Source organism: Elioraea tepidiphila DSM 17972, assembly GCF_000378465.1.
Classification (GTDB): Bacteria; Pseudomonadota; Alphaproteobacteria; order Acetobacterales; family Acetobacteraceae; genus Elioraea; species Elioraea tepidiphila.
In genome coordinates this window covers 1-22,935 of the sequence record NZ_KB899940.1, presented here as the reverse complement: position 1 = coordinate 22,935, position 22,935 = coordinate 1, and the positions used below count along the sequence as shown (strand labels likewise).

Here is a 22,935-nt window from a genome sequence, read left to right as displayed (position 1 = left end):
GAGGGCGATGGCCGACGCGCTCGATCTCGTGGCTGCACCGCGCCAACGCCTGTCCGATCACGTGGTCGGGCAGTTGCTGGAAGGGATCGCGGCCGGCCGCCTCGCGCCGGGCGAGGAACTGCCGCCCGAGGCGGCGCTCGCGCAGCGCTTCGGCGTCAGCAAGACGGTGGTGCGCGAGGCGCTCGGGCAGCTCGCCGCGATGGGCGCGGTGCTGATCCAACAAGGCCGACCGACGACGGTGCTGCCGCCCTCGGCCGCGCCGCTCGCGACCTTCTTCGATCGCGCGATCCGCTCGCGTCCCGAGGGATTGCGTGAGGCGATCGAACTCCGCCGCGCGATCGAGACCGAGATCGGCGCACTGGCGGCGGTGCGCGCGACCGCGGCGGATATCGAGACGCTGGCGGCGCTGGTGGCGAGCATGCGGTCGGTGCGCGACACGGTCGATCCGTGGGTGGAGGCCGATCTCGCCTTCCATCTCGCGCTCGCGCGCGCGGCCGGCAACGCGCTCATGCTGTTCCTGATGGAGGCGCTGGCGCCGGCGGCGAAGCACGTGATGCGGCTGATGCAGGATCGGCGCGAACTGCGCGACGCGCGGCGCACGCTCGCGCGGCATGAGCGCATCCTCGCGGCGATCCGCAAGCATGATCCCGACGCGGCGCGGCTGGCCCTGCACGCGCATTTCGATGCCTCGCGCGACCTGATCGAGGCCATCGCCCCGGCACGGCGGCCCACATGACACCGGGCCGGGTTGTGCTCGGGCACTGGCCGACACCGTTCGAGAAGGTGCAACGGCTCTCCGCCGCCATCGGCCGCGAGATCTGGTTCAAGCGGGAGGACCTCGCCGGTGCCGCGCTCGGCGGCAACAAGATCCGCCAGATCGAATGGCTGCTGGGCGAAGCGCTGGCCGAGGGCGCCGATGCCGTGCTGACCACGGCAGGCGCGCAGTCGAATTTCTGCCGCGCGCTCGCCGGCTCGGCGGCGAAGCTCGGGCTCGCCTGCACGCTGGTGCTGCGCGGGCCGGCGCCGCCGAGTCAGGGTAACCTGCTGCTCGATGCGGTGTTCGGTGCCGAGATCCGGTTCGTCGAGTCCGCCGATCCGTGGGACCCGTCGCTCGCGGCCGCGCTCGATGAGGCCGCGCGCTCGCTGCGCGCGCGTGGGCGCCGTCCTTACGTGATCCACCTGCCCGGCGTCAGCGCGCCGCTCGCCGCACAGGCATGGGCGGTTGCGGCCGAGGAGCTCGACGCCGACTGGCGCGCGGCCGGAATCGAGCCCGGCACGATCGTCGTCGCGGCCGGCTCCGGGCTGACCGCGGCCGGCCTTGCGCTCGGCCTGGCGCGACTCGGCCGGCGCTGCCAGGTGCGCGCCGTCAGCGTGCAGCAGCCGGCGGATCGGCTTGGGCCGTGGATCGCCGATGTCGTGCGCCGAGCCGCCGACCGCGCGGGCTGGGCGCTGCCGCCGACCCTGAAGCTCGCGGTGGACGATGCCTGGATCGGTTCCGGCTACGCGATCCCGAGCGAGGCGTCGCTCTCGGCACTGCTGCGCGTGGCGCGCAGCGAAGGCGTGGTGCTCGATCCCGCCTATACCGGCAAGGCCATGGCGGGGCTGATCGGCGCGCTGCACAAGGGCGTGTTGCCGGAGGGACCGGTGGTGTTCCTGCACTCGGGCGGCCTGCCAGGACTGTTCGCCGCCGCCGACGCGGTGGCCGCGGCGGCAACGCGCGAGGTCGCCCCGGCATGAGCGCGCCGAGCCGCATCCACAGCGACCTCGATCTCGACGCTCGCACGCCCGGCACGCGCATCGGCTGGCTCCGCATTCCGCAGTCGCGCCACGAGAGCGGCTACGGCGTGATCCCGGTACCGATTGCCGTGCTGGACGGGGGCGAGGGACCGTCCGTCCTGCTCACCGCCGGCAATCACGGCGACGAGTACGAAGGCCAGGCAGTACTGCGCGACCTGATCCGCGAGCTCGATCCCGCGCACCTGCGCGGCCGGCTGATCGTGCTGCCGGCGCTGAACCTGCCGGCGGTGCTGGCCGGCCGGCGCGACTCGCCGCTCGACGGCGGCAATCTCAACCGGCTGTTCCCGGGCGACCCGAATGGCGGGCCGACCGCGATGCTCGCGCATTTCATCGACAGCGCGCTGCTGCCGCGCGTCGCCTGGGCATGCGACTTCCACTCCGGCGGCAGCTCGATGGAGTACCTGCCCTGCGCGATGGTGCGCGCAACGGACGACCCCGCGCTGGCCACAAAGCTTGAGGCGGCGATGCGGGCGATGCGGCTTCCGCTGGCGCTCGTGGTGCAGGCGACGCAGGATGCGCGCACGCTGCCGGCGGCGGGCCTCGCGCGCGGCGTGGTGCATGTCGCCTGCGAGATCGGCGGCGGCGGTTCGCTGACGCCCGCCTCGGTCGCCGCGGCCAAGGGGGCGCTGTATGGTTTCCTCGATCATGCGGGCGTGCTGGCGCTGGACGGGCCGCCCGCAGCGACACCGCGGCTGATGCACGTGGCCGGCAGCGATCATTTCCTGTTCGCGACCACGCGCGGGCTGTTCGTGCCTGAGATCGGGCTCGGCGAGACCGTGGCGGCGGGCCAGTGCGCCGGTCGCATCCTGTCGCTCGACGAGGCCGACCGGCCCCCCGTGACGCTACACTTCGCCCGTGCGGGGCTCGTCGTCTGCCGGCGCGTGCCCGCTCAGGTGACACCCGGCGATTGCGTCGCCCATCTCGCGACCGATCCGGGCCCATGACAACGCAACCGTGAGGGGAGAGAACGCCATGACCATCAGCCGTCGCCGTCTGATCGGCGCCACCGCCGTTGCCGCGGGCCTTGCCGCAAGCGGCGCGCGGGCCCAGGCGCAGAGGCTCAACATCTATGCGCACCGCGTGCACCGCACGGTCGCCACCGGCACGCAGGGCGGCGACATCACCGAGGCCTGGTCGCAGCGCACCGGCATCGGCGTCGAGTGGGTGACCTTCGACACCGGGCCGTTGCAGGAGCGGCTGTTCCGCGAGGCGAGCCTGCGCGAGACCAGCGTCGATATCGGCTTCCTGCTGAACACCCAGACCGTGCCGCGCATCACGACGCTGTTCGAGCCGCTGGACGAGTACATGGCGCGCGACCCGGTCGAAGACGTGGCCGACATCTTCCCCGGCATGCTCCAGGGCATGACGATCGGCGGCAAGCTCTACGGCCTGCCGTTCCGGCATGCCTCCTCGGGGCTGCACTACAACGAGGAGATCCTCGCCGAGCGCGGCATCAGCGGCCCGCCGCGCACGATCGAGGAACTGGTGGAGGTGGCGAAGCGCTGCACCTACACGCGCGCCAACGGCACGCCGGTGGTCGGCTTCCTGCTGCCGGGCGTGACCTATCCGAACGTGATCGACATCGCGCGTGCTTGGGACGGCGAGTTCATCACGCCCGACATGAGGTGCGTGGCGAACGAGAAGCCGATGGTGAATGCGATCACCCTGCTGCGCGAACTGTTCGTCGCCGGTGCCTTCCCGCGCAACTTCGCCGGCATCAGCACCGAGGAGGTGAATGTCTGGATGCAGAACGGCCGCGCGGCGCTGATCATCAACTCGATGGGGCGCAACCAGATCTACAACGATCCGCAGCGGTCGCAGTTCCCCGGCAGGATCAAGACCACGACGATTCCGGTCAGCCGCGAGCTGTCCGGCAAGTTCGAGGTGGCCCCGGCGAAGGTGGAGTTCTGGGGCATGGCGATCCCGCGCGCCTCGCGCGACAAGGAGCGGGCGTGGAGCCTGATGAAGGAGATGGTCAGCCGCGAGAACACGCTGAAGGCGGCGCTGAACGGCAACGGCCCGGTGCGCAACAGCACCTATGACGATCCCCGCATCCGTGCCCGCGTGCCCTATGCGGATGCCGAGCGTGCGGTGCTGAAGGTGGCGCGCGTGCCGATGCCCGCCTTCGACCAGGCGGCGCGCGCCGGCGACTTCTTCAAGGAGGAGGCCGAGGCGGCGGTGCTCGGGATGAAGACGCCGCAGCAGGCGATGGACGATCTGGTGCGCCGGGTGCAGCCGTTGCTGGCCTAGCCCGGGGGCGGTAGTGCAGGGGGGTGTGGGGGGACGAGCGTCGTCCCCCCGCTCGTCCTTGTTCGGGAGTGCCTGGTGAAGATCCTGTCCATCCAGTCCTGGGTGTCGCACGGCCATGCCGGCAACGCCGCGGCGGTGTTCCCCATGCAGCGCCTCGGCGCCGAGGTGGTCGCCGTCCATACGGTGCTGTTCTCCAATCACACCGGCTATGGCGCCTGGCGCGGCCAGGTGGTGGACCCGGCGCTCGTGCGCGACGTCGTCGCCGGCGTGGAGGATCGCGGCGCGCTTGCCGACACGGACGCGCTGCTCACCGGCTACATGGGTGACGCGGCGATCGGCGAGGCGGTGCTCGACGCCCATGCGCGCCTGATCCGCGCCAATCCGCGTGCGCTCTGGTGCTGCGATCCGGTGATCGGCGATGTCGGGCGTGGCGTGTTCGTCCGTCCGGGCATCCCGGAGTTCTTCCGCGATCGCTGCGTACCGGCGGCCGACATCCTGACGCCGAACCATTTCGAGCTCGACTGGCTCACGGGGCGCCAGACCCGCGCGCTCGGCGCGCTGCGCGACGCGGCGCGCGCGCTGATGGCGCGCGGGCCGAAGCGCATCCTGGTCACCTCGCTGCACGTCGAGGATACGCCCGCGGATGCGATCGACGTGCTGGCGCTCGATGGCGAGGGGGCGTACCGGGTGCGTGCGCCGCTGCTGCCGATCCTCGGCCGCGGCACCGGCGACGTGATCGCCGCGCTGTTCCTGGTCCACACGCTCGCGGGACTGCCGCTCGCCGAGTGTCTCGCCCGCGCGGTCTCGTCGCTCCATGGGGTGCTCGCGGCGACGGTCAAGGCGGGACGCGAGGAGATGGCGCTGATCGCCGCGCAGGCGGAACTTGTGGCACCCTCGCGGTTGTTCACCCCGGAGCGCTTGCCATGACCAATCCCTACGATCCCCGCACGTCCGGCTATCCGCGCGACATGGTCGGCTACGGCCGCAACCCGCCGGATCCGCAATGGCCGGGCGGTGCGGCGATCGCGGTGCAGATCGTGCTGAACTACGAGGAGGGCGGCGAGAACTGCATCCTGCACGGGGATGCGGCCTCGGAGGCGTATCTGACCGAGGTGGTGGGGACGCAGCCGCTGGTGGGCCAGCGCGCGCTCTCGGTCGAGAGCCAGTACGAGTACGGCAGCCGTGCCGGGTTCTGGCGCATCCACCGGCTGTTCACCTCGCGCGGCATTCCGCTCACGGTCTATGCGGTGACGATGGCGCTCGCGCGCAACCCGGAGGCGGCCGCGGCGATGGTGGAGGCCGAGTGGGAGATCGCCTCGCATGCGTGCCGCTGGATCGAGTACCGCGACATGCCCGAGGATGCCGAGCGCGCGGACATCGCCGAGAGCATCCGCTTGCAGACGGTGGTGACGGGATCGCGCCCGCTCGGCTGGTACACGGGGCGGTTCTCGGCGAACACCAAGCGGCTTCTGTCGGAGCAGGGCGGCTTCCTCTATTTCGCCGACTCCTACGCCGACGACCTGCCCTACTGGGAGCGGGTCAACGGCAAGCCGGAACTGATCGTGCCCTACACGCTCGACAACAACGACATGCGCTTCGCGGTTGCGCAGGGCTTCAACACCGGCGAGGACTTCGCGCGCTACCTGATCGACGCCTTCGACGTGCTCTACCGCGAGGGGCTGGAGGGGCGGCCGAAGATGATGAGCGTCGGGCTGCACAACCGGCTGGTTGGGCGTCCGGGGCGCTTCGCCGGGCTGATCCGCTTTCTCGATCACGTGCAGCGGCACGACCGCGTGTGGCTCTGCCGCCGGGTGGAGATCGCGCGGCACTGGCGCGCGACCCACCCGGCGGGATGACGCTCAGCTCTTCGACACGCCCCAGAAGAACGGCACGGGCGCCTTCGCGATCCCCTGCACGGTGCGGCGGAACGCGGTCGGCTGCTGGAACTGGCCAAGCGGCACGAACGGCACCGTCTCGAACGCGCGCGCCTGGATCTGCGCGATCAGCGCCGCCTGCTGGTCGGCATCCGCCGTGTCCATGAACCTGTCGCGCAGCTCTTCCAGCACCGGATCGGTCGGCCAGCCCGCCCAGGCCTGCGCGCCGTGTGTGCGCAGCGGCAGGTGGATCACCGGCGTCGCGACATCCGGCCCGGCCCAGGAGGTGTGGAAGATGCTCCAGCCGCCGCGGTCGGGCGGGTTGCGGTTCGCCCGGCGCGCCAGCACCGTGCCCCAGTCGGTCGCGACGAAATCGACGGTCATGCCGAGCCGGCGCAGCAGATCGGCCGTGACCTGACCCATCGTGTGCGTGGCCGGGATGTCGGTCGGGCTGATGATCACCACCGTTTCGCCGGCGTAGCCGGCCTCGGCGAGCGCCCGGCGTGCGGCCGCGAGATCGGCCGGCATCTTGGCCTCGCCCTGGTCCTTGCCGATCGGCGTGCCGCAGACGAGGAAGCTGCGGCAGAGGGTCGCGTATTGCGGGTTGCCGGTGATCGCCGCGAGGTAGTCGGTCTGGTTCACCGCCATCATCACCGCGCGCCGCACGGCCGGCTTGTCGAAGGGCGGATGCAGGTGGTTGAAGCGGATCATCGCCAGCGAGCCGATCGGATCGCTGATCTGGATCCGGATGTCGCGGTTGCGCGCGAGCGTGGGCAGCAGGTCGAAGGCCGGCTGTTCGTACCAGTCGACCTCGCCGGTCTGCAGCGCCGCCGAGGCCGTGGCAGGGTCGGGGATGATGTGCCACTCGACGCGCTCGACCAGCACCCGCTTGCCGCCCGCCGCCCCGTCGGGCGGCTCGCTGCGCGGCACGTAGCCGTCGAATTTCGCGAACACCGCGCGGCTGCCGGGCACCCATTCCTCGCGGACGAACCGGAACGGGCCCGAGCCGACCGTCTCCGTGTTCGGCACCATCGGATCCGAGGTGCCGACACGTTCGGGCACGACGAACAGCGCCTGGGTGGAGAGCTTGCCCAGCGCATCCAGCATCAGCGGGAAGGGGCGCTGGAGCCGGATCTCGAAGTCGCGGTCCGAGGTCGCGCGGATGTCATCGACGATGCGCATGATGGTCTGGCCCATCGTGTCCCGCGCGCCCCAGCGGCGGATCGAGGCGACACAGTCCACCCCGCGCACGGGCGCGTTGTCGTGGAACCTCAACCCCTCGCGCAGCCGGAACGACCAGACCTTGCCGTCGGCCGAGAGCTGGTGTCCTTCGACCATCTGCGGCTTGGGCCGGAACTCGGTGTCCACGCCGTAGAGCGTGTCGTAGACCATGAACCCGTAGTTGCGGACGATGTAGCCCGAGGTCGCCACCGGATCGACCGCGGCGAGGTTCGAATGCGGAATGAACCGCAGCACGCTCGCCGCCGCGCGCTGGGCGATCGCGGGGCGGGCGAGTGCCGCGGCTGTCGTGGCGGCAAGCAGGGATCGGCGCTTCAGCATCAGACGGCCTCCTCTGGCGCAGTCGGTGTTTCCCGGATCCGGACCGGTGCGGACGGCACATGCGGCTGGCAGTCGCCCGGCGGGCCGGGACGTTGGGCGGGATGGCGCCCCCGCCGAAGGGCAGCCTAGCAGCGCGTCAGGACATGACGGAAGCGAGGAGATGCCCGCGGGGCTTGCCGTGCCGCGCACCTGGCGTATGTCTGAGCCATGCGCCGCCTGCCCGCCATGCTCACCGCGCTGCTGGGCCTTGCCGCCTGCGCGGTGCCGCAGACAGTCGCGCCGCCGGGCCAGCCGGACGTGCCACCGCGCGTCTCCGTGCTCGACCTCGACGCGGTGCCCCTGCCGAGCCCCGAGGCGCGGCCGGTCTACGCCCGGTTCCTCACCTATCCCGCGCCGCGCGCCTTCGCGATCGGCGAGGCCGGCGGGATCGCCTGGACGGCCGGCGCGCCCAGCACCGGCGTCGCCGTCGACCGGGCGCTGGCCGGCTGCCAGCGCGCGAACCGGAACCGGCCGTGCCGCCTCTATGCGCGCGACCAGGCGGTGGTGTGGGACGGCGAGCCGGCGGCCGACGATCCGCCGCCCGAAGGAACCGGCGGGCCAGGCTGGATGCTGTTCGTGCCGCCGGGGACGCTGCATCACGGGCCGTCCGGGCGCGGCGCAGTGCTGTGGACGCATGGCCGCGGCGGCGAGCCGGCCTCGCCGCAGGCGCGCATGCCGCAGCCCTTCGTGCAGCGCTTCAACAATGCCGGCTTCGACGTCTGGCTGCTGCTGCGCGAGCCGCGCGCGGACCGCAACTACGACCGGGTGCTGTCCTTCGCCGATGAGACGCTGCGGGCCGCCGCGCGCTGGCTGCGCACCGAACGGGGCTATGACCGGGTGATCGCGGCCGGCCAGTCGGCCGGCGGCTGGGCGGCGCTCGCCGCGCTCGACACGCCCGGGCTGCTCGACGGCGTTATTGCGATCGCCGGTGCGGGCTACTACGTCGCCCCGGACGGGCGGCGCGACCTGCTCGACTTCGATGCCCTGCTCGCGGGTGTGCGCGACGCCGACGCGCCGATCGTCGCGGTGATGTTCGAGGGTGATCCGCTGCTGCCCAACCCCGCCGCCAGTGCGGCCGCGATGCGCCGCGCGCTCGCCTGGCGCAACGGCGGCGCGGTCGTGATCGAGCGGCCCGCCGGGCTCGCCGGCCACGGCGCGGGCGCCGCGCCCGCCTTCAATGACCGTTTCGGCGACTGCCTGCTGCGCTTCATCGCCGAGGGCGATCGGTCGGCCTGCCGCGCCGCGGGCGTGCCGCCGACCTGACAGGCGTGGCATCTCCGTGCTAACCCGGCATCGGCAGGGAAGGCCGAGGCCGGGATGACGCAACAGACCCCCCGACGCGTCGTCGTGCTCGACGATGGATACGCCCATTACGAGGCCGAGAAGGCGGTGCTGACGCCGCTCGGCGCCGAGCTCGTCCTGCGCCCCTGTCGCGGCGATGCCGAGGCGGTGCGCGCGGCCATGGCGGAGGCCGACGCGGTGCTGGTGCGCGAGAGCCCGGTGGATGCACAGGCGATCGCGACGACCAGGGCCAGGGTGATCGTGCGCTACGGCGTGGGCCACGAGAACATCGACGGTGCGGCCGCGGCCGCGCGCGGGATTCCCGTCTGCAATGTCCCGGGCTTCGGGACGGACGAGGTCTCCGACCATGCGATCGGACTGATGCTCGCCGCCGCCCGACGCATCGTCGAGGCCGACCGGCGCGTGCGGGCGGGCGCCTGGGGCGTGCCCATGGACCGCAAGGTCTACCGCCTGCGCGGCGGCACACTCGGGCTGATCGGCTACGGCCGGATCGGCGCGGCCGTGCACCGCAAGGCCCTCGCCCTCGGCCTCGCGCGGGTGCTCGTGCACGACCCGTTCCTGAAATCGCTGCCAGAGGGCACGGAGCCGGCAAGCCTCGACCGGATCGCCCGCGAGTCGGACGTGATCAGTCTGCACGCACCGGCCACCAACGCGACCCACCACATCGTCGGCCGCGCCTTCCTCGCCCAGGTGAAGCCGAGCGCGATCCTGGTGAACACCGCGCGCGGCGCGCTGGTGGACGAGGCCGCGCTCGCCGCCGCGCTCGCGGAGGGGCGGTTGCGCGCCGCCGGGCTCGACGTCTACGCACCGGAGCCGCTGCGCGCCGACAGCCCGCTCCGCGCGCTCGAGAACGTGGTGCTCACCGACCACGCCGCCTGGTACAGCGAGGAGGCGATCGCCGATCTCCAGCGTCAGGCGGCCGAGGAGGTCGCGCGCGTGCTCCGCGGCGAGAAGCCGCTCAACCAGGTCAACAAGGGTCCGTTTCCGGCATGAGTCATCCGCTGCTGCCGCGCCTGATCGAGGCGCGGGTGGTTCCGGTCGTGCGCACGCGTTCGCACGAGGCCGCGCGCACCGCCGTCGCGTGGCTGCGCGAGGCGGGGTTCACCACCTTTGAGATCACGCTCACCGTGCCGAACGCGACGGCGCTGATCGCCGAGCTCGCGCGCGATCCTGCGCTTCTGGTCGGCGCCGGCACGGTGCGCACCGCCGCCGAGGCCTATGCCTGCGGCGAGGCGGGGGCCCGCTTCATCGTCTGCCCCTGGAACGAACCCGAGATCGTGCCGGCCGGGCGCCGCTTCGGCGCGCTCGTCATGCTCGGGGCACTCACCCCCGACGAGGTGGTTGAGGCGCTGGAAGGGTTCGCCGACGTGGTGAAGATCTTCCCGGCCGCCTCGATGGGCGGGCCCGCGCATATCCGCGCGCTGCGCAGCGTCTTCCCCGAGGTGCCGTTCTGCCCCACGGGCGGGGTCGATCCGTCGAACCTGCGCGCCTATCTCGATGCCGGCGCCTCGTTCGTCGGCATCGGCGGCAAGCTGGTCGATGAGACGCTGATCGCGGCCGGCGACAAGGCAGCCGTGCAGGAGGCGGCGCGCGCCGCACTCGCCGCGTGAGCGTCGACATCCTGTGCATGGGCGAACCCATGCTGGAGTTCAACCATCAGCCCGAGGACGGGTCAGGCCGCGTGCTCTATCTGCGCGGTTTCGGCGGCGATACGTCCAATGCGGCGATCGCGGCCGCGCGCCAGGGTGTGCGCACGGGCTATGTCACCGCCATCGGCACGGACTGGGCGGGTGATGCGTTCATGCGTCTCTGGGCCGAGGAGGGCGTGGACACGGCGACGGTGATCCGCGATCCCGACGCGCCGACGGGCGTCTACTTCGTCGATCACGATGCGCGCGGGCACCACTTCACCTTCTACCGCACGGGCTCCGCGGCCAGCCGCTATACGCCGGCGATGCTGCCCGAGGCGGCGATCCGCGCGGCGCGGGTGTTCTACGCCTCCGGCATCAGCCAGGGGATCAGCGCCTCGGCGGCGGATGCCGTGTTCCGTGCCATGGAGATCGCGCGCGGCGCAGGCGTCACGGTCGCCTACGACACCAATCTGCGCCTGCGCCTCTGGCCCGCGGCCCGGGCCCGCGCAGTGATCCACGAGGCGATCGCGATGAGCGACATCGCCCTGCCGAGCCGCGAGGACGCCGAGGCGCTCACCGGCCTCGCCGATCCGCGGGCGATCGCCGAGCGCTATCTGAAGCTCGGTCCGCGGATCGTCGCGGTGAAGTGCGGGCGCGATGGCGCGCTGCTCGCCACCGCCGACGGCACGATGGTGCGCGCTGCCCCGCACCCGGTCGTGGCGGTCGATGCGACCGGCGCGGGCGACACGTTCTGCGGCGCCTTCCTCGCGCGCATCGTGCTCGGCGATGCGCCCGAAGCGGCGCTCGCCTACGCCAATGCCGCCGCCGCCCTGTCCACGACCGGCTACGGCGCGGTCGCGCCGATCCCGCGCCGCGCCGCGGTCGAGGCGTTGCTCGGCGGTTGATCAGCCGAAGCCCCAGCTCTCCGGGTTCTCGATCGGCTTGTCATCGTTCAGGCGCAGGAACCCCTTCACCGTGCGCACCAGCACGAACACGAAGCCCCAGGCCAGGAACAGGAACCCGACCAGAAGCCACGCACTCAGCACGCCGATCACGCCCCAGAACAGGCTGATCCAGAAGGTACGGATCTGGAACGTGAAATGCGTGCGCAGCCACGCGGGCGCCTCGTCGCGCTTGAGATGCGCGATCACCACGCCGACGATGAACGCGAGCCCCGTGATGAAGCCCACGCCGTAGAGGATGTAGACGGCGAGCACGAGAGTGCGCGCGCGCCGCTCGGCGTCGTTGGGCGGCAGCGCGCCGCTGCTGCGCGGGACCGATCCGGCCATCAGGGGGACAACGCGAGGCCCGGGCGGAGGTTGCGGAACGGCAGCGCGGACGGGTCGGCGACCACCGGGCCGGGCGCGACCACGACCAGGACCTCCTTCGCGATCGGCTGGAAGTCGGCACGGAAATGCACCGAGGACTTCAGCGCGACGATCGGCAGCGTCGCGGGCTCCACGCCGAGATGGCGGAACATCGCCTGGTCGTAGGCCTGCATCTTGCGGCTCGCGACCAGCACATGCACGCCGCCGGTCTCGAGCAGCGCGCAGGGCCCGAGATCGGCGCGGTTGCCGCGCGTCATCGGGCCGGTGCAGGTGAAGCGGCCGTCGCCCAGGCGTTGCACCGTGAACCGGCCGGAGAACGGCACGCCGTCGCTCCGCCCGCCCAGCGCCGCGTCCAGCGTCGCGCCTTCGCCGGCGGCATGCGCGGCGGCGGCGGTGCTCGCGTCATTGATGACACCGATCACGGCGCCGCCAGCGCCGCCCTCCACCAGCGCGCGCAGCAGCCCCGTCGTGTCGCCATGGCCGCCGCCGCCCGGATTGTCCTGGGTGTCGGCGAGCACGATCGGCGGTCCGGCGAGCGCCGCATGCGCCTTGGCGTAGTGCACCGCCTCCTCGGGAGACCACAGACGCTGCACCATCTCGGCGCGCCGCCCCACGAAGGTCGCGCGCAGCTGCGCCGCGGCGGCCTCCGCCGCCTCCTCGCTGACGGCATAGGCGGTGATGGCCGGGCCGCAGCCGGCGAAGTCGCAGTAGGGAAAGCCGAGACAGAGCGAGAGATCGACCGCCCCGGTCTGCTCGATCAGCGTCGGGATCGCCTCGTAGAGTTCGCGCATCGGGCTCGCGAGCGTGCACTGCGCCGAGAGCGGGACCAGGAAGTCGATCGGCACGTGCCGCCGCGCATAGGCGCGTCCATAGGCAAGGCGATCGAGCAGCAGGCGCATCGCCCGCGCGCCGGTCTCCTTCATGTCGACGTGCGGGTAGGTGCGATAGGCCGTCAGCACATCGGCGGCATCGACCATCGCCCGCGTGACGTTCGCGTGCAGATCGAGGCTCGCGGCGATCGGCAGACGCGATCCGAGCCGGGCGCGCAGCCGGCGCAGGAGCTCGCCTTCGCCGTCGGGCGCCCCCTCCACCATCATCGCGCCATGCAGGTCGAGATAGAGCCCGTCCAGCGGCATCGCCGCCGCGGCGTCCTCGACGATCCAGCCCGCGATCGTGTCGAAGGCGTGCGCGGTGACCGGCGCGGAGGGCATCGCGAATCCCCAGGCCAGCGGCACGATCTCGTGCCCTTCGGCCGCCGCGACCTCGCGCGCGCCCTGCGCCGGGACGCGCGTGCCCGCGATCGCGTCCAGCATCGCTGGCCCGCGCGAGAGGGGCGGGAATCCGCCCGGCTTCTCGAACGCGGCGAGGTCGGCCGGGAAGGGCGCGAAGGAGTGGCTCTCGTGCTGCAGACCGGCGATGCCGATGCGCATGGTCAGACGATCTCCGCTGTGGCGAGCACGGCATCGGCGAGCACCCGGCAGCCCGCTTCCGCCCACTCGGGCGTGATGCTTTCGGCCTCGTTGTGGCTGAGCCCGCCATGGCAGGGCACGAAGATCAGCGAGGTCGGCACCACGCGCGCGACATAGACGGCATCGTGGCCGATCCCCGTCACCATGTCACGCCAGGGATAGCCGCGCGCCTGCGCCGCTCGGCGCACGCGGCCGACCAGGGTGGGGTCGAACGGCGTCGCGGGGAACGACCAGAACGGCGTGATCGCGGCGGTCACACGCCGCGCGGCGGCGATCGCACCGATCCGTGCACGCAACGTCGCCGCCATGCGCGCAAGCGTGTCCTCGCTCGGGTGGCGCAGATCGACCGTGAACCAGACGCGTCCGGGCACGACGTTGCGGCTGTCGGGGTGCAGCGTCAGCCGCCCGACCGTGCCGTTGCCGCCGTGTTCCAGCGCGATCCCTTCGACCGCGGCGATCATGAGAGAGGCGGCGACCAGCGCGTCGCGACGCATCGCCATGCCGTTGCCGCCATGCGCCTCCGCGCCTTCGACCGTCACCTCGAACCAGGCCTGGGCGGAGGCGCCGGTGACGACGCCGATCACGGCGCCCTCGGCTTCCAGGTACGGACCTTGCTCGATGTGGAGTTCGAAGCAGGCGGCGAGATCGCGCGCCCAGCCGGGATCGGCCTCGCCCCGCCAGCCGATGCGGGCGAGTTCCTGGCCGAACACCGCGCCGGCGGGGTCGGTCTTGGCGAGCACCTCCTGCTCGCTGAACACCCCGACCGCGACGCCCGAGCCCATCATCGGCGGCGCAAAGCGCGCACCCTCCTCGTTGGTCCAGTTGATCAGCAGGATGGGCGCGCGTGTCCGCACGCCCGCTTCGTGCATCGCGCGCAGCGTCTCCAGCCCCGCCAGCACGCCGAGCACGCCGTCGAACCTGCCGCCCGTGGGCTGGGTGTCGAGGTGGCTGCCGATCGCGACCGGCCTGCGCGCGGGATCGGTGCCCTCGCGGCGGAACACCATGTTGCCGACGCGATCGACCATCATGGTGAGGCCGAGCGCCTCGCACCAGCGACGGAGTAGGTGCCGGCCTTCGCCATCGAGATCGGTCAGCGTCTGACGGTTGCAGCCGCCTTTGGGTGTGGCGCCGATCTGCGCCATCTCCATCAGGCTGTCCCACAGGCGTTCGCCGCTGATCGGCAGGTTGTCCATCATGCCGTCTCCGTGCCGCACCAGTGCGCGATCGTCAGCGCGATGGTGCGCGTGATCGCGTGCATGCTGGCGATGCCGACACTCTCGTCAATGCCGTGGATGTTCTCGGCGTCCGGGCCGAACACCGCCACGGGCGTGCCCTGGTAGAGCTCGAAGAACCGCCCGTCGGTGAGCCCCGTGGCCGGATAGGCGCGCAGGTTGCCGCCGCCGACCTCGGCGAAGCAGCGCTCGGCGAGCTGCGCGATCGGGCTCGACCGGTCGAAGGCGCAAGCGTCGGCCATGAACCCGCCCCAGGAGAGCGTGAGCTTCGCGCCGCGCAACGCGGGATCGGCTGCGGCTTCGGCGACGATGCGCTCGATATCGGCCTTCACCCGTTTCGCCGTGTAACCGAGCATGACGCCGACACGCAGGCCGATCCGGCACTTCGAGGCAACGGAGGAGTTCCACTCGCCGCCCTCGACCGTGCCGAGATTCACGTTCACCGGGTGGTTCACGCCGTGGAACGCGGCATGGACGCGCTCGGCGCGGTTCATCTCGGCCTCGTAGTCCTTGAAGCGCGCGGCCACCGCCATCGCCGCTTCGATCGCGTTCACCCCGGCCTGCATGTCGCGCACATGCGCGGGCCGCCCGGTGACCGTCACCCAGGCCCAGACCACGCCGACCTCGGCGGTGTAGATCGCCTCGTAGCCGGGGCCAGGCTCGGGGATGATGACCGCATCCGCCTTCGGCATCGCCAGCATCGCAGCAAGCGCGCCGTTGCCGGTGCACTCCTCCTCGATCACGGCATGCACCTGCACCTCGGCGGCCGGGGCGAGCCCCGCCCGTCTCAGCGCCTTCAGCGCGATCGTGTTGGAGACGAGGCCCGCCTTCATGTCACCCGCGCCGCGGCCATAGATGCGCCCGCCCCGCACGTCCGGCTGGAACGGCGGGGTGGTCCACTCCTCGACCGCCCCGGACGGCACGACATCGACATGCGCCTGGAGCACGAGCGACCGGCCCTTGGGCGCGCGCGGGCGATGCAGGCCGACGACATTGTCGCGCCCGGCATAGGGGATCAGCGGCGGCGAGAAGCCGGGGTGATCCTTCAACCGATCGGGCTCGGTGGGCACGCGCTGCACCGCGAGCCCCTGCAACGCGAGGGCGTCGGCGACGAAGTCGAGGCACGGCCCCTCGCGGCCGAGCGTGGAGTCGAACTGCACCAGCCGCCCCAGCAGGGCGGTGGCCTCGGCCTCGAGCGAGGCACAGGCGTCGAGGATGGCGCGCTTGGCGCCGGGATCGAGTGGTGTCATGGCCTCAGGCCGCCTGGCGCGGCGGCATCCAGTGCTTGCCGGGAATGGCGTCGAGCAGTTCACGTGTATAGGCGTGGCGCGGGCTGCCGAAAACCTGGGCCGTGTCGCCCAGCTCGACGATCTCGCCCTGCTGCATCACCGCGATCCGGTCGCAGACCTGGGCGGCCACGCGCAGGTCGTGCGTGATGAACAGCATGGTCAGGCCGAGCCGGTGACGGATGTCATCGAGCAGCGCGAGCACCTGCGCCTGCACGGACACGTCGAGCGCGCTGACGGGCTCGTCGGCGATCAGCAGCTCGGGGTCGAGGGCGAGGGCGCGCGCGAGCCCGATGCGCTGGCGCTGTCCGCCCGAGAACTCGTGCGGATAGCGGTCGAGCGCGCCGGCATCGAGCTGCACCAGCCGCAGCAGGTCCTTCGCCTTGGCGATCGCCTGCGCGCGCGGCACGCCGTGCGTCACCGGGCCTTCGGCGATGATGTCGCCCACCTTGCGGCGCGGGTTCAGCGAGGCGTAGGGGTCCTGGAACACCATCTGGATGCGCTGGCGGTATGGCTTCATGGCCGCACGCGAGAGGCGCAGAAGATCGGTGCCGTGGAAGGCGATGCTGCCGCCGTCGGGCTCGAACAGCCGGACGACGCAGCGCGCGAGCGTGGATTTGCCCGATCCGCTCTCGCCCACCAGGCCCAGCGTCTCGCCCTTGGCGAGCGAGAACCGAGCATCCTTCACTGCCACGACAGCGCTGCCGCGCTTGAACAGTCCGCCGCCACGGCGGAAGGTCTTGCGCACGCCATCCAGCCGCAGCACCTCCTCGCTGGCGCTTGTGGTCGCGCGCGCGGTGCCGTGCGGCACGGCGTCGATCAGCGCGCGGGTGTAGGGGTGCTGCGGCGCGTTCAGCACCGCGCGCGCCGGGCCCTGCTCGACGATCCGCCCGTGCTGCATCACGGCGACGCGGTCGGCGATCTCGGCGACCACGCCGAAATCATGCGTGATGAACAGCACGCCCGTGCCCTTCTCCTGCTGCAACTGGCGGATCAGGCGCAGGATCTGCATCTGTGTCGTGACGTCGAGCGCGGTCGTGGGCTCGTCGGCGATCAGCACCGAGGGGCCGAGGGCGAGCGCCATCGCGATCATCACCCGCTGGCGCTGTCCGCCCGAGAGCCGGAACGGATAGGTTCCGAGCAGCGACGGCGGATCGGGCAGGCGCACGTCTTCCAGCAGCCGCAGCACGCGGCCCCGCACATCGCCCGTCTCGCCATGCACGCGGAACACCTCGCCGATCTGATCGCCCACCGTCATCAGGGGATTGAGCGCGGTCATCGGCTCCTGGAACACCATGCCGAGGCGACGGCCGCGCAGCTCGCGCATCTGCTCGGCCGAGAGGCGCAGCAGGTCGGTGCCCTCGAACACGATCCGGCCCGAGACGATCGGCAGGCCCGGCGGCACGAGCCCCATCACGGCCGAGGCCGTCATCGACTTGCCCGAGCCGGACTCGCCGACCACGCACAGGATCTCGCCCGCATCGAGATGGAGCGAGATGTCCTCGATCGCGTGCGCGCGCTCGCCGCCCGGCGGCAGCGCGATCGTCAGCCCCTCGACCGAGAGGAGGCTCACGTCACCACCATGCCGCGCCGGCGCGCGAGCCGCGGATTGAGCGCGTCGTTCAGGCCCTCGCCGACGAGATTGAGCGCCAGCACCGTGAGGAAGATCGCGATGCCGGGGAATACGCTCATCCACCAGGCGAGCCGGATCACCGAGCGGCCCGCGCCGATCATGAAGCCCCAGGACATCAGGTTGGGATCGCCGAGGCCGAGGAACGACAGCGCGCTTTCGAGCAGGATCGCGGTCGCGACCATCAGCGAGGAGAGGACGATGATCGGCGAGAGCGCGTTCGGCAGGATCTCGGTGAGCATGATGGCGATGCGCGATCGCCCCAGCACCTCGGCGGCCTGCACGAACTCGCGCGAGCGGAGGCTGAGGAACTCGGCGCGCACGACGCGGGTCACCGGCGGCCAGGAGACGATCGCGATCGCGATGACGATGGAGGTGATCGAGGGGGTGAAGATCGCGACGAGCACCACGGCCAGGACGAAGGACGGGATCGTCTGGAAGAACTCGGTGAAACGCATCACCGCATCATCGACGCGCCCGCCGGCGTAGCCCGCGACCGCGCCGAGCGTGATGCCGATCGCGAGCGCGACGACGGTCGAGACACCACCAACCAGCAGCGACACGAGCGTGCCGTGCGCGATCCCGGCGGCGACGTCGCGGCCGAGGGAGTCGCTGCCGAGCAGGAAGCCCATCTCGCCCGGCGGCATGAACGGCACGCCGCGCATCTCCCACGGGCTGAACGGGAAGACGATCGGCGCCAGAACCGCCGTCAGGCCGACCAGCACGAGGATCACCAGACCCACCACGGCGCCGATGTTGCGGCGGAAGCGACGCCAGAAATCGGCCATCACGCCACCTCCACGCGCGGGTCGATCACGGCATAGAGCAGGTCGGTGATCAGGTTGAACAGGACCACCATCACCGCGGTGCAGAAGAACACGCCGAGCAGCACGGCGTAGTCGCGCTGCAGCAGGGCATCGAAGGCGAGCCGGCCGATGCCGGGCCAGGCGAACACGGTCTCGACCAGGATCGAGCCGCCGACGAGCTGTCCGGCCTGGATGCCGGCGAAGGTGATCACCGGCAGGAGCGCGTTGCGCAGCACATGCGCCCGGATGATGCGCCCCTCCGGCACGCCCTTGGCATGGGCGGTGCGCACGAAGTCCTGGTCGGCGACCTCCAGCATCGACGCGCGCGCGAGCCGTGCATAGATCGCGAGAAAGAACAGGCCGAGCGTGATCGCGGGTAGGATCAGGTGCCGTCCGACATCGAGCGCATAGGCGAGGCCGGTGAGGTCGGCCCCGACCGTGTACATGCCGAAGGACGGCAGCCACTCCAGCCAGACCGAGAAGATCAGCACCAGCAGCAACCCGACCCAGAAGATCGGTGTGGCGTAGAAGGTGAGCGCGATCACGGTGATGACGCTGTCGGCGGGACGGCCGACCCGCCGCGCGGCCGCGACTCCAAGCGCCACCCCGGCCGAGATCGCGAACAGGAACGCGGCACCCGTGAGCAGCAGGGTGGCCGGCAGCCGGTCCCAGATCAGCGTCGCGACCGGCAGCTGCTGTCGATGACTGAAGCCGAGATCGAGCGTCAGGATGCCCTTGACGTAGATCCAGAGCTGCTCGTGCATCGGCCGGTCGAGGCCGAACTGCGCGCGCAGCTGTGCCATGAACTCGGCATCCGCGGCCCCCGACTGGCCGGCGATCACGCTCGCCGGATCACCCGGGGCGAGGCGGATCAGCACGAACTGGAAGACGACGATCGCCAGCACGACGATCGCCGCCTTCACCAGTCGCTGGGCCAGGAACCGAAGAAGCCGCTCTGCCCCCATTGCCCTCTCGCGCGCCCCTCAGGCGGCGAAGAACACGTCGTCGAAGGAGGCGTGCACGCCCGTGCCGAGCTGGATCACGTTCCTGAGCCGCCGGTCATGCACGGTCGGGAACAACAGCTCGATGGTCCAGATCAGCGGCATGTCGGCGATGAGTTTCGCCTGCACCTGCTTGAAGATCTCCGCGCGCTTGGCGGTTTCCGGCTCGGCCTGCGCCTCGTCGAACAGACGGTCGATCTCCGGGTTGCTGTAGCCCGAGGTGTTGGTGAAGGCGATCTTCTGGATGTTGCTGCTGATGTAGGTGCGCGCCACGCCGAGCGTGGGGTCGCCGAACTGGTAGACGAAGTTCACCGTGAGCTCGTATTCCCAGTTGGCGAGCCGTCGGACCCAGCCGCCGGCGTCGGTCGATTCCAGCGTCACGTCGATGCCGACCTGGCGCAGCGCCTGGCGCAGGTACTCGGACAGGCGCGTCCACACCTCGCCATAGGGCAGCGTCAGCAGCTTCACGCTGTGGCGGACGCCCTGCGCGTTCGGCCTCAGCCCCATCTCGTCGAGCAGCGCGGTGGCCGCGCGCGGGTTGAACTCCGGCAGCCGCGCGTTCGGGTCGTGGAAGCGCGTGCCGGAGGCGATCGGGCTGGTCGCCGCCTTGGCGGTACCGAACCAGAGCCTCTGGGCGATGAAGTTGCGGTCGATCGCATGCGCCATCGCGCGGCGGAACCGCACGTCCTTCAGCACGTCGAGCCGCTGGTTCACCTCGATCCACGAGAGCGGCGCGAAATACTCCCAGCCGGTCTTGACCACCTGCGTGTTCGGCAGGGTCTCGAACTGCGGGATGTCGAAGGGCTCGATGTCGTTCGCCTGGCTGAGCTGCACCTGCCCGGTTTGCAGCGCGAGCCGGCGCGACTGGCTGTCGGGGATGATGCGGTAGATGATCTCGTCGAGATAGGGCTGGCCCGGCTTCCAGTAGTCGTCGAAGCGGCGCATGCGGATGAAGTTGCCGCGCTGCCATTCGACGAACTGGAACGGACCCGTGCCGATCGGCCGTGCGTTCGCCGGGTTGTTGCGGAAATCCGTGCCCTTGTAGATGTGCGAGGGCGCGATCGCGCAGGCGGTGACGTCGAACATCAGCAGGAACGGCTCGAACGGCGCGTTCAGCGTGAAGCTGATGCTGTGGTCGTTGTTGATCCTGACGTCCGTGATGCGCTGGAACACGCCGCGTGCGCGCGGTGCCAGCTGCATGTGGAACTCCATGATCGAGAAGCGCACGTCCTCGGCCGTGAAGGGGCGGCCGTCATGCCACTTGACGTTCGGCTGGAGCTCGAAGGTGTAGGTGCGCTTGTCCTCCGAGACGGACCAGGACTTCGCGAGTTCCGGCAGCGGCTCGAGCGTAGGCGAGAACTTCACCAGGCCCTGGTAGATCTTGCTGGCCGCGACCAGCGTCGGGCCCTGGTTGTTCACGCCCAGCACGAGCACCGGCGGCTCGGGGGTCAGCATGGTGGTCAGCGTGCCGCCGCGGCGCGGCGCGACACCTTGCGCACGCGCTTGGTCGAGCGTCATCAGCACGGGTGCGGCGGCGGCGCCCGCGAGAAGGCTGCGGCGGCCGAGCGCGGTCAGGCGCGGATCGGTCATCGGTGAAGCTCCCGTTCGTGTTCGTTGCCTCAGGGCAAGGCTAACGCGCGGTCGCAAGCCGCGGCAAGCGGGCCTTGCCGTCGCGGCGAGCGGCACCTAGCGTCGCGGCATGGACGTGTTCTTCCATCCCGACCAGATGCGGCATGATCCGCGCTTCTTCCTGTTGCGCGGCCGCGTCGCGCAGCATTTCGAGGTGCCGGCACGCGCGCATGCCCTGCTCGACGCCGTGCGGCAGGCAGGGCTCAGCCCGATCGAGCCTCCGCCCGCGGATCGAACCCTCGTGGAAACGGTCCACGCGCCCGACTACCTCGCCTTCCTGCGCGACGGCTACGCGGGCTGGCGGGCGCTGCCCGATGCGGGCGAGGAGATGATCCCGAACATCCACCCCACGCCGGAGATGCTGGCGCAGGGCGGGCGGCCCGGTGCGGGGATGGTGGCGCGGGCGGGCTGGTACCTCGCCGACACCGCCTGCGCGGTCGGCGAGCATGCCTGGACCTCGGCGCTCGCCGCGGCGGCCTGCGCCGAGGCGGCGGCGAAGCGCGTGCTCGCCGGCGCCCGTGCCGCGTATGCGCTGACGCGCCCGCCCGGCCATCACGCCTATGCCGCGCGCGCCGGCGGGCACTGCTATCTCAACAACGCCGCGATCGCCGCCGAGGCCTTGCGGCGCGGCGGGGCCGCGCGTGTGGCCGTGCTCGACATCGACGTGCATCACGGCAACGGCACGCAGGGCATCTTCTGGACGCGCGGCGACGTGCTGACCGTCTCGGTGCACGGCGATCCGGACGGGCTCTATCCCTGGTATGTCGGCCGGGCGGAGGAGCGCGGTGCCGGCGCGGGCGAGGGCTGCAACCTGAACCTGCCGCTGCCGCGCGGCACCGAGGACGGACCCTGGCTCGAGGCGATCGGCACCGGTATCGCCGCGATCCGCGCGTTCCGCCCCGATGCGCTGGTGCTGGCGCTCGGCTTCGATCCGTCGGTCGAGGAGCCGCTCGGCTCGCTCCGCATCAGCGATGACGGCTTCGCCCGCGCGGCCCGGGCCGCCGCCGTGCTCGGCCTGCCCACCGTGATCACCCAGGAGGGCGGCTACGCGGTGGCCGCGCTCGGGCGGCTGCTCGGCCGGTTCCTGGCGGGATGGGCAGCCTAGTGGTCTGATCGCTGTTGACGATTCCCATGCTGGCCTGGACCTGCGAGTCTGGGCGCATGAGGGAAGGCATTGAGGTCCGGCTTGGGCCGGGCGAGCGGGAGCGGCTCCAGGGCGTGGTCTCCGACCGCAAGAGCCCGCAGCATCATGTGTGGCGGGCACGGATCGTGCTGCTGAGCGCGGACGGTGCGGGGACGATGGCGATCCGCGCGGCGACCGGCAAAGGCAAGCCGACGATCTGGCGCTGGCAGGCGCGCTACATGCGGGACGGCGCCGACGGGCTGTTCCGGGACGCCCCGCGTGGCCGCGCCTTCGCCGCCGTCTCGCCCGGGCAGATCGCCGCGGTGGTCGAGCGCACGCTGCACGAGGACCCGCCCGCGGCGACGCACTGGACGTTGCGCTCGATGGCCAAGGCGAGCGGCCTGGCGCCGTCCACCATCCACCGCATCTGGCGCGAGCACGGCCTGAAGCCGTACCGGGTCGAGACCTTCAAGCTCTCCGACGACCCGAAGTTCGTCGAAAAGGTCCGCGACATCGTCGGCCTCTACGTCAATCCGCCCGATCGCGCCTTGGTGCTGTCGGTGGACGAGAAGAGCCAGATCCAGGCGCTCGACCGCACCCAGCCGGGGCTGCCGATGAAGCGCGGCCGGGGTGCCACCATGACGCACGACTACAAGCGCCACGGCACGACGACGCTGTTCGCCGCCCTCGACGTGAAGGCGGGCACCGTCATCGGCCAGTGCATGCTCCGCCACCGTGCCGCCGAGTTCATCCGCTTCCTCCGCCTGATCGACAAGCAGACCCCGGCGGAGCTCGACCTGCACCTGATCCTCGGAGCCAAAGGCGACGCGAAGCGGCACAACTACGCCGCCCACAAGACCGAGGCAGTGAAGCGCTGGCTGGCCCGGCATCCGCGCTTCCATGTCCACTTCACGCCGACCTCGGCCTCCTGGATCAACGCCGTCGAGGGCCTGTTCGCCACGCTGACCAAGCGACGTC

General features: G+C 71.4%; 21 protein-coding genes. 12 read left to right on the top strand and 9 right to left on the bottom strand.

All coding sequences use genetic code 11. The annotated features are described in order from the left end of the window. The first annotated feature begins 7 nt into the window (after positions 1-7). From F563_RS0119005 to puuE, 6 genes are all read left to right on the top strand, one after another. Positions 8-736: a FadR/GntR family transcriptional regulator gene (locus F563_RS0119005; RefSeq protein WP_019016285.1), complete on the top strand. Its 729-nt coding sequence runs from the start codon at positions 8-10 to the stop codon at positions 734-736. Further along, positions 733-1,737, top strand: coding sequence for a 1-aminocyclopropane-1-carboxylate deaminase/D-cysteine desulfhydrase (locus tag F563_RS0119000; RefSeq protein WP_026299722.1), 1,005 nt, complete (start codon positions 733-735; stop codon positions 1,735-1,737). The genes F563_RS0119005 and F563_RS0119000 overlap by 4 nt, the downstream gene beginning before the upstream one ends. Beyond that, positions 1,734-2,741, top strand: coding sequence for a succinylglutamate desuccinylase/aspartoacylase family protein (locus F563_RS0118995; protein ID WP_019016283.1), 1,008 nt, complete (start codon positions 1,734-1,736; stop codon positions 2,739-2,741). The genes F563_RS0119000 and F563_RS0118995 overlap by 4 nt, the downstream gene beginning before the upstream one ends. Before the next feature lie 28 nt (positions 2,742-2,769). After that, a complete protein-coding gene (locus F563_RS0118990) occupies positions 2,770-4,047 on the top strand; it encodes an ABC transporter substrate-binding protein (RefSeq protein ID WP_019016282.1) in 1,278 nt (425 codons plus the stop codon). A gap of 75 nt (positions 4,048-4,122) precedes the next feature. Further along, on the top strand, positions 4,123-4,974 hold the full coding sequence (gene pdxY, locus F563_RS0118985; protein ID WP_019016281.1) for a pyridoxal kinase PdxY: 852 nt from the start codon (positions 4,123-4,125) through the stop codon (positions 4,972-4,974). Further along, positions 4,971-5,903 carry an allantoinase PuuE gene (gene puuE, locus F563_RS0118980; protein WP_019016280.1) on the top strand — a complete coding sequence of 311 codons (933 nt, stop codon included), beginning with the start codon at positions 4,971-4,973 and terminating at the stop codon, positions 5,901-5,903. Before pdxY ends, puuE begins: the two co-directional genes overlap by 4 nt. Positions 5,904-5,906: 3 nt before the next feature. Here puuE and F563_RS0118975 read toward each other — a convergent pair whose 3' ends face one another. Further along, positions 5,907-7,481 (bottom strand): ABC transporter substrate-binding protein, encoded by a 1,575-nt coding sequence (locus F563_RS0118975; protein WP_019016279.1) that lies wholly within the window; start codon positions 7,479-7,481, stop codon positions 5,907-5,909. Positions 7,482-7,688: 207 nt separating this feature from the next. Between F563_RS0118975 and F563_RS0118970 the strand changes: the two genes are divergently transcribed. The 4 genes from F563_RS0118970 to F563_RS0118955 are packed head-to-tail and all read left to right on the top strand — an operon-like array spanning position 7,689 to position 11,358. Continuing rightward, a complete protein-coding gene (locus tag F563_RS0118970; RefSeq protein ID WP_019016278.1) occupies positions 7,689-8,783 on the top strand; it encodes a hypothetical protein in 1,095 nt (364 codons plus the stop codon). 54 nt (positions 8,784-8,837) lie between these two features. Next, positions 8,838-9,815: a C-terminal binding protein gene (locus F563_RS0118965; RefSeq protein WP_026299721.1), complete on the top strand. Its 978-nt coding sequence runs from the start codon at positions 8,838-8,840 to the stop codon at positions 9,813-9,815. Then, a complete protein-coding gene (locus F563_RS0118960; protein WP_019016276.1) occupies positions 9,812-10,432 on the top strand; it encodes a bifunctional 4-hydroxy-2-oxoglutarate aldolase/2-dehydro-3-deoxy-phosphogluconate aldolase in 621 nt (206 codons plus the stop codon). Before F563_RS0118965 ends, F563_RS0118960 begins: the two co-directional genes overlap by 4 nt. Then, positions 10,429-11,358, top strand: coding sequence for a sugar kinase (locus tag F563_RS0118955; protein ID WP_019016275.1), 930 nt, complete (start codon positions 10,429-10,431; stop codon positions 11,356-11,358). Before F563_RS0118960 ends, F563_RS0118955 begins: the two co-directional genes overlap by 4 nt. Here the strand turns inward: F563_RS0118955 and F563_RS0118950 are convergent, their stop codons facing one another. From F563_RS0118950 to F563_RS0118915, 8 genes are read right to left on the bottom strand one after another with little or no spacing between them, the layout of a single operon-like run. Next, complete coding sequence (locus F563_RS0118950) at positions 11,359-11,742, bottom strand: DUF4870 family protein (protein ID WP_019016274.1); 384 nt, start codon at positions 11,740-11,742, stop codon at positions 11,359-11,361. After that, positions 11,742-13,211: a M81 family metallopeptidase gene (locus F563_RS0118945; RefSeq protein WP_019016273.1), complete on the bottom strand. Its 1,470-nt coding sequence runs from the start codon at positions 13,209-13,211 to the stop codon at positions 11,742-11,744. Before F563_RS0118945 ends, F563_RS0118950 begins: the two co-directional genes overlap by 1 nt. 2 nt (positions 13,212-13,213) lie before the next feature. Next, the gene (locus F563_RS0118940; RefSeq protein WP_019016272.1) at positions 13,214-14,443 is read right to left on the bottom strand and encodes a Zn-dependent hydrolase; all 1,230 of its coding nucleotides are present in this window, start codon (positions 14,441-14,443) and stop codon (positions 13,214-13,216) included. Then, positions 14,443-15,732: an ArgE/DapE family deacylase gene (locus F563_RS0118935; RefSeq protein ID WP_019016271.1), complete on the bottom strand. Its 1,290-nt coding sequence runs from the start codon at positions 15,730-15,732 to the stop codon at positions 14,443-14,445. The genes F563_RS0118940 and F563_RS0118935 overlap by 1 nt, the downstream gene beginning before the upstream one ends. Before the next feature lie 4 nt (positions 15,733-15,736). Continuing rightward, the gene (locus F563_RS0118930; RefSeq protein WP_019016270.1) at positions 15,737-17,341 is read right to left on the bottom strand and encodes an ABC transporter ATP-binding protein; all 1,605 of its coding nucleotides are present in this window, start codon (positions 17,339-17,341) and stop codon (positions 15,737-15,739) included. Further along, positions 17,338-18,186 (bottom strand): ABC transporter permease, encoded by an 849-nt coding sequence (locus tag F563_RS0118925; protein WP_019016269.1) that lies wholly within the window; start codon positions 18,184-18,186, stop codon positions 17,338-17,340. Before F563_RS0118925 ends, F563_RS0118930 begins: the two co-directional genes overlap by 4 nt. Continuing rightward, positions 18,186-19,169 carry an ABC transporter permease gene (locus F563_RS0118920; RefSeq protein ID WP_019016268.1) on the bottom strand — a complete coding sequence of 328 codons (984 nt, stop codon included), beginning with the start codon at positions 19,167-19,169 and terminating at the stop codon, positions 18,186-18,188. Before F563_RS0118920 ends, F563_RS0118925 begins: the two co-directional genes overlap by 1 nt. An 18-nt stretch (positions 19,170-19,187) precedes the next feature. Further along, positions 19,188-20,795 carry an ABC transporter substrate-binding protein gene (locus F563_RS0118915; protein ID WP_019016267.1) on the bottom strand — a complete coding sequence of 536 codons (1,608 nt, stop codon included), beginning with the start codon at positions 20,793-20,795 and terminating at the stop codon, positions 19,188-19,190. Positions 20,796-20,904: 109 nt separating this feature from the next. Here F563_RS0118915 and F563_RS0118910 point away from each other — a divergent pair, with 109 nt between their 5' ends. Both F563_RS0118910 and F563_RS0118905 read left to right on the top strand, forming a co-directional pair. Beyond that, entirely contained in the window at positions 20,905-21,939 is a 1,035-nt protein-coding gene (locus tag F563_RS0118910) for a histone deacetylase family protein (protein ID WP_019016266.1), read from the top strand. 56 nt (positions 21,940-21,995) lie between these two features. Continuing rightward, positions 21,996-22,935 (top strand): IS630 family transposase (locus tag F563_RS0118905; protein ID WP_026299718.1); only part of this gene is annotated, 940 nt, incomplete at its 3' end.

Bases quoted from the DNA above. Each gene is read 5' to 3' on its own strand.
- F563_RS0119005 (WP_019016285.1), top strand. From the start codon at position 8: ATGGCCGACGCGCTCGATCTCGTGGCTGCACCGCGCCAACGCCTGTCC.
- F563_RS0119000 (WP_026299722.1), top strand. From the start codon at position 733: ATGACACCGGGCCGGGTTGTGCTCGGGCACTGGCCGACACCGTTCGAG.
- F563_RS0118995 (WP_019016283.1), top strand. From the start codon at position 1,734: ATGAGCGCGCCGAGCCGCATCCACAGCGACCTCGATCTCGACGCTCGC.
- F563_RS0118990 (WP_019016282.1), top strand. From the start codon at position 2,770: ATGACCATCAGCCGTCGCCGTCTGATCGGCGCCACCGCCGTTGCCGCG.
- puuE (WP_019016280.1), top strand. From the start codon at position 4,971: ATGACCAATCCCTACGATCCCCGCACGTCCGGCTATCCGCGCGACATG.
- F563_RS0118975 (WP_019016279.1), bottom strand. From the start codon at position 7,481: ATGCTGAAGCGCCGATCCCTGCTTGCCGCCACGACAGCCGCGGCACTC.
- F563_RS0118970 (WP_019016278.1), top strand. From the start codon at position 7,689: ATGCGCCGCCTGCCCGCCATGCTCACCGCGCTGCTGGGCCTTGCCGCC.
- F563_RS0118965 (WP_026299721.1), top strand. From the start codon at position 8,838: ATGACGCAACAGACCCCCCGACGCGTCGTCGTGCTCGACGATGGATAC.
- F563_RS0118960 (WP_019016276.1), top strand. From the start codon at position 9,812: ATGAGTCATCCGCTGCTGCCGCGCCTGATCGAGGCGCGGGTGGTTCCG.
- F563_RS0118950 (WP_019016274.1), bottom strand. From the start codon at position 11,742: ATGGCCGGATCGGTCCCGCGCAGCAGCGGCGCGCTGCCGCCCAACGAC.
- F563_RS0118945 (WP_019016273.1), bottom strand. From the start codon at position 13,211: ATGCGCATCGGCATCGCCGGTCTGCAGCACGAGAGCCACTCCTTCGCG.
- F563_RS0118940 (WP_019016272.1), bottom strand. From the start codon at position 14,443: ATGGACAACCTGCCGATCAGCGGCGAACGCCTGTGGGACAGCCTGATG.
- F563_RS0118935 (WP_019016271.1), bottom strand. From the start codon at position 15,732: ATGACACCACTCGATCCCGGCGCCAAGCGCGCCATCCTCGACGCCTGT.
- F563_RS0118925 (WP_019016269.1), bottom strand. From the start codon at position 18,186: ATGGCCGATTTCTGGCGTCGCTTCCGCCGCAACATCGGCGCCGTGGTG.
- F563_RS0118920 (WP_019016268.1), bottom strand. From the start codon at position 19,169: ATGGGGGCAGAGCGGCTTCTTCGGTTCCTGGCCCAGCGACTGGTGAAG.
- F563_RS0118915 (WP_019016267.1), bottom strand. From the start codon at position 20,795: ATGACCGATCCGCGCCTGACCGCGCTCGGCCGCCGCAGCCTTCTCGCG.
- F563_RS0118910 (WP_019016266.1), top strand. From the start codon at position 20,905: ATGGACGTGTTCTTCCATCCCGACCAGATGCGGCATGATCCGCGCTTC.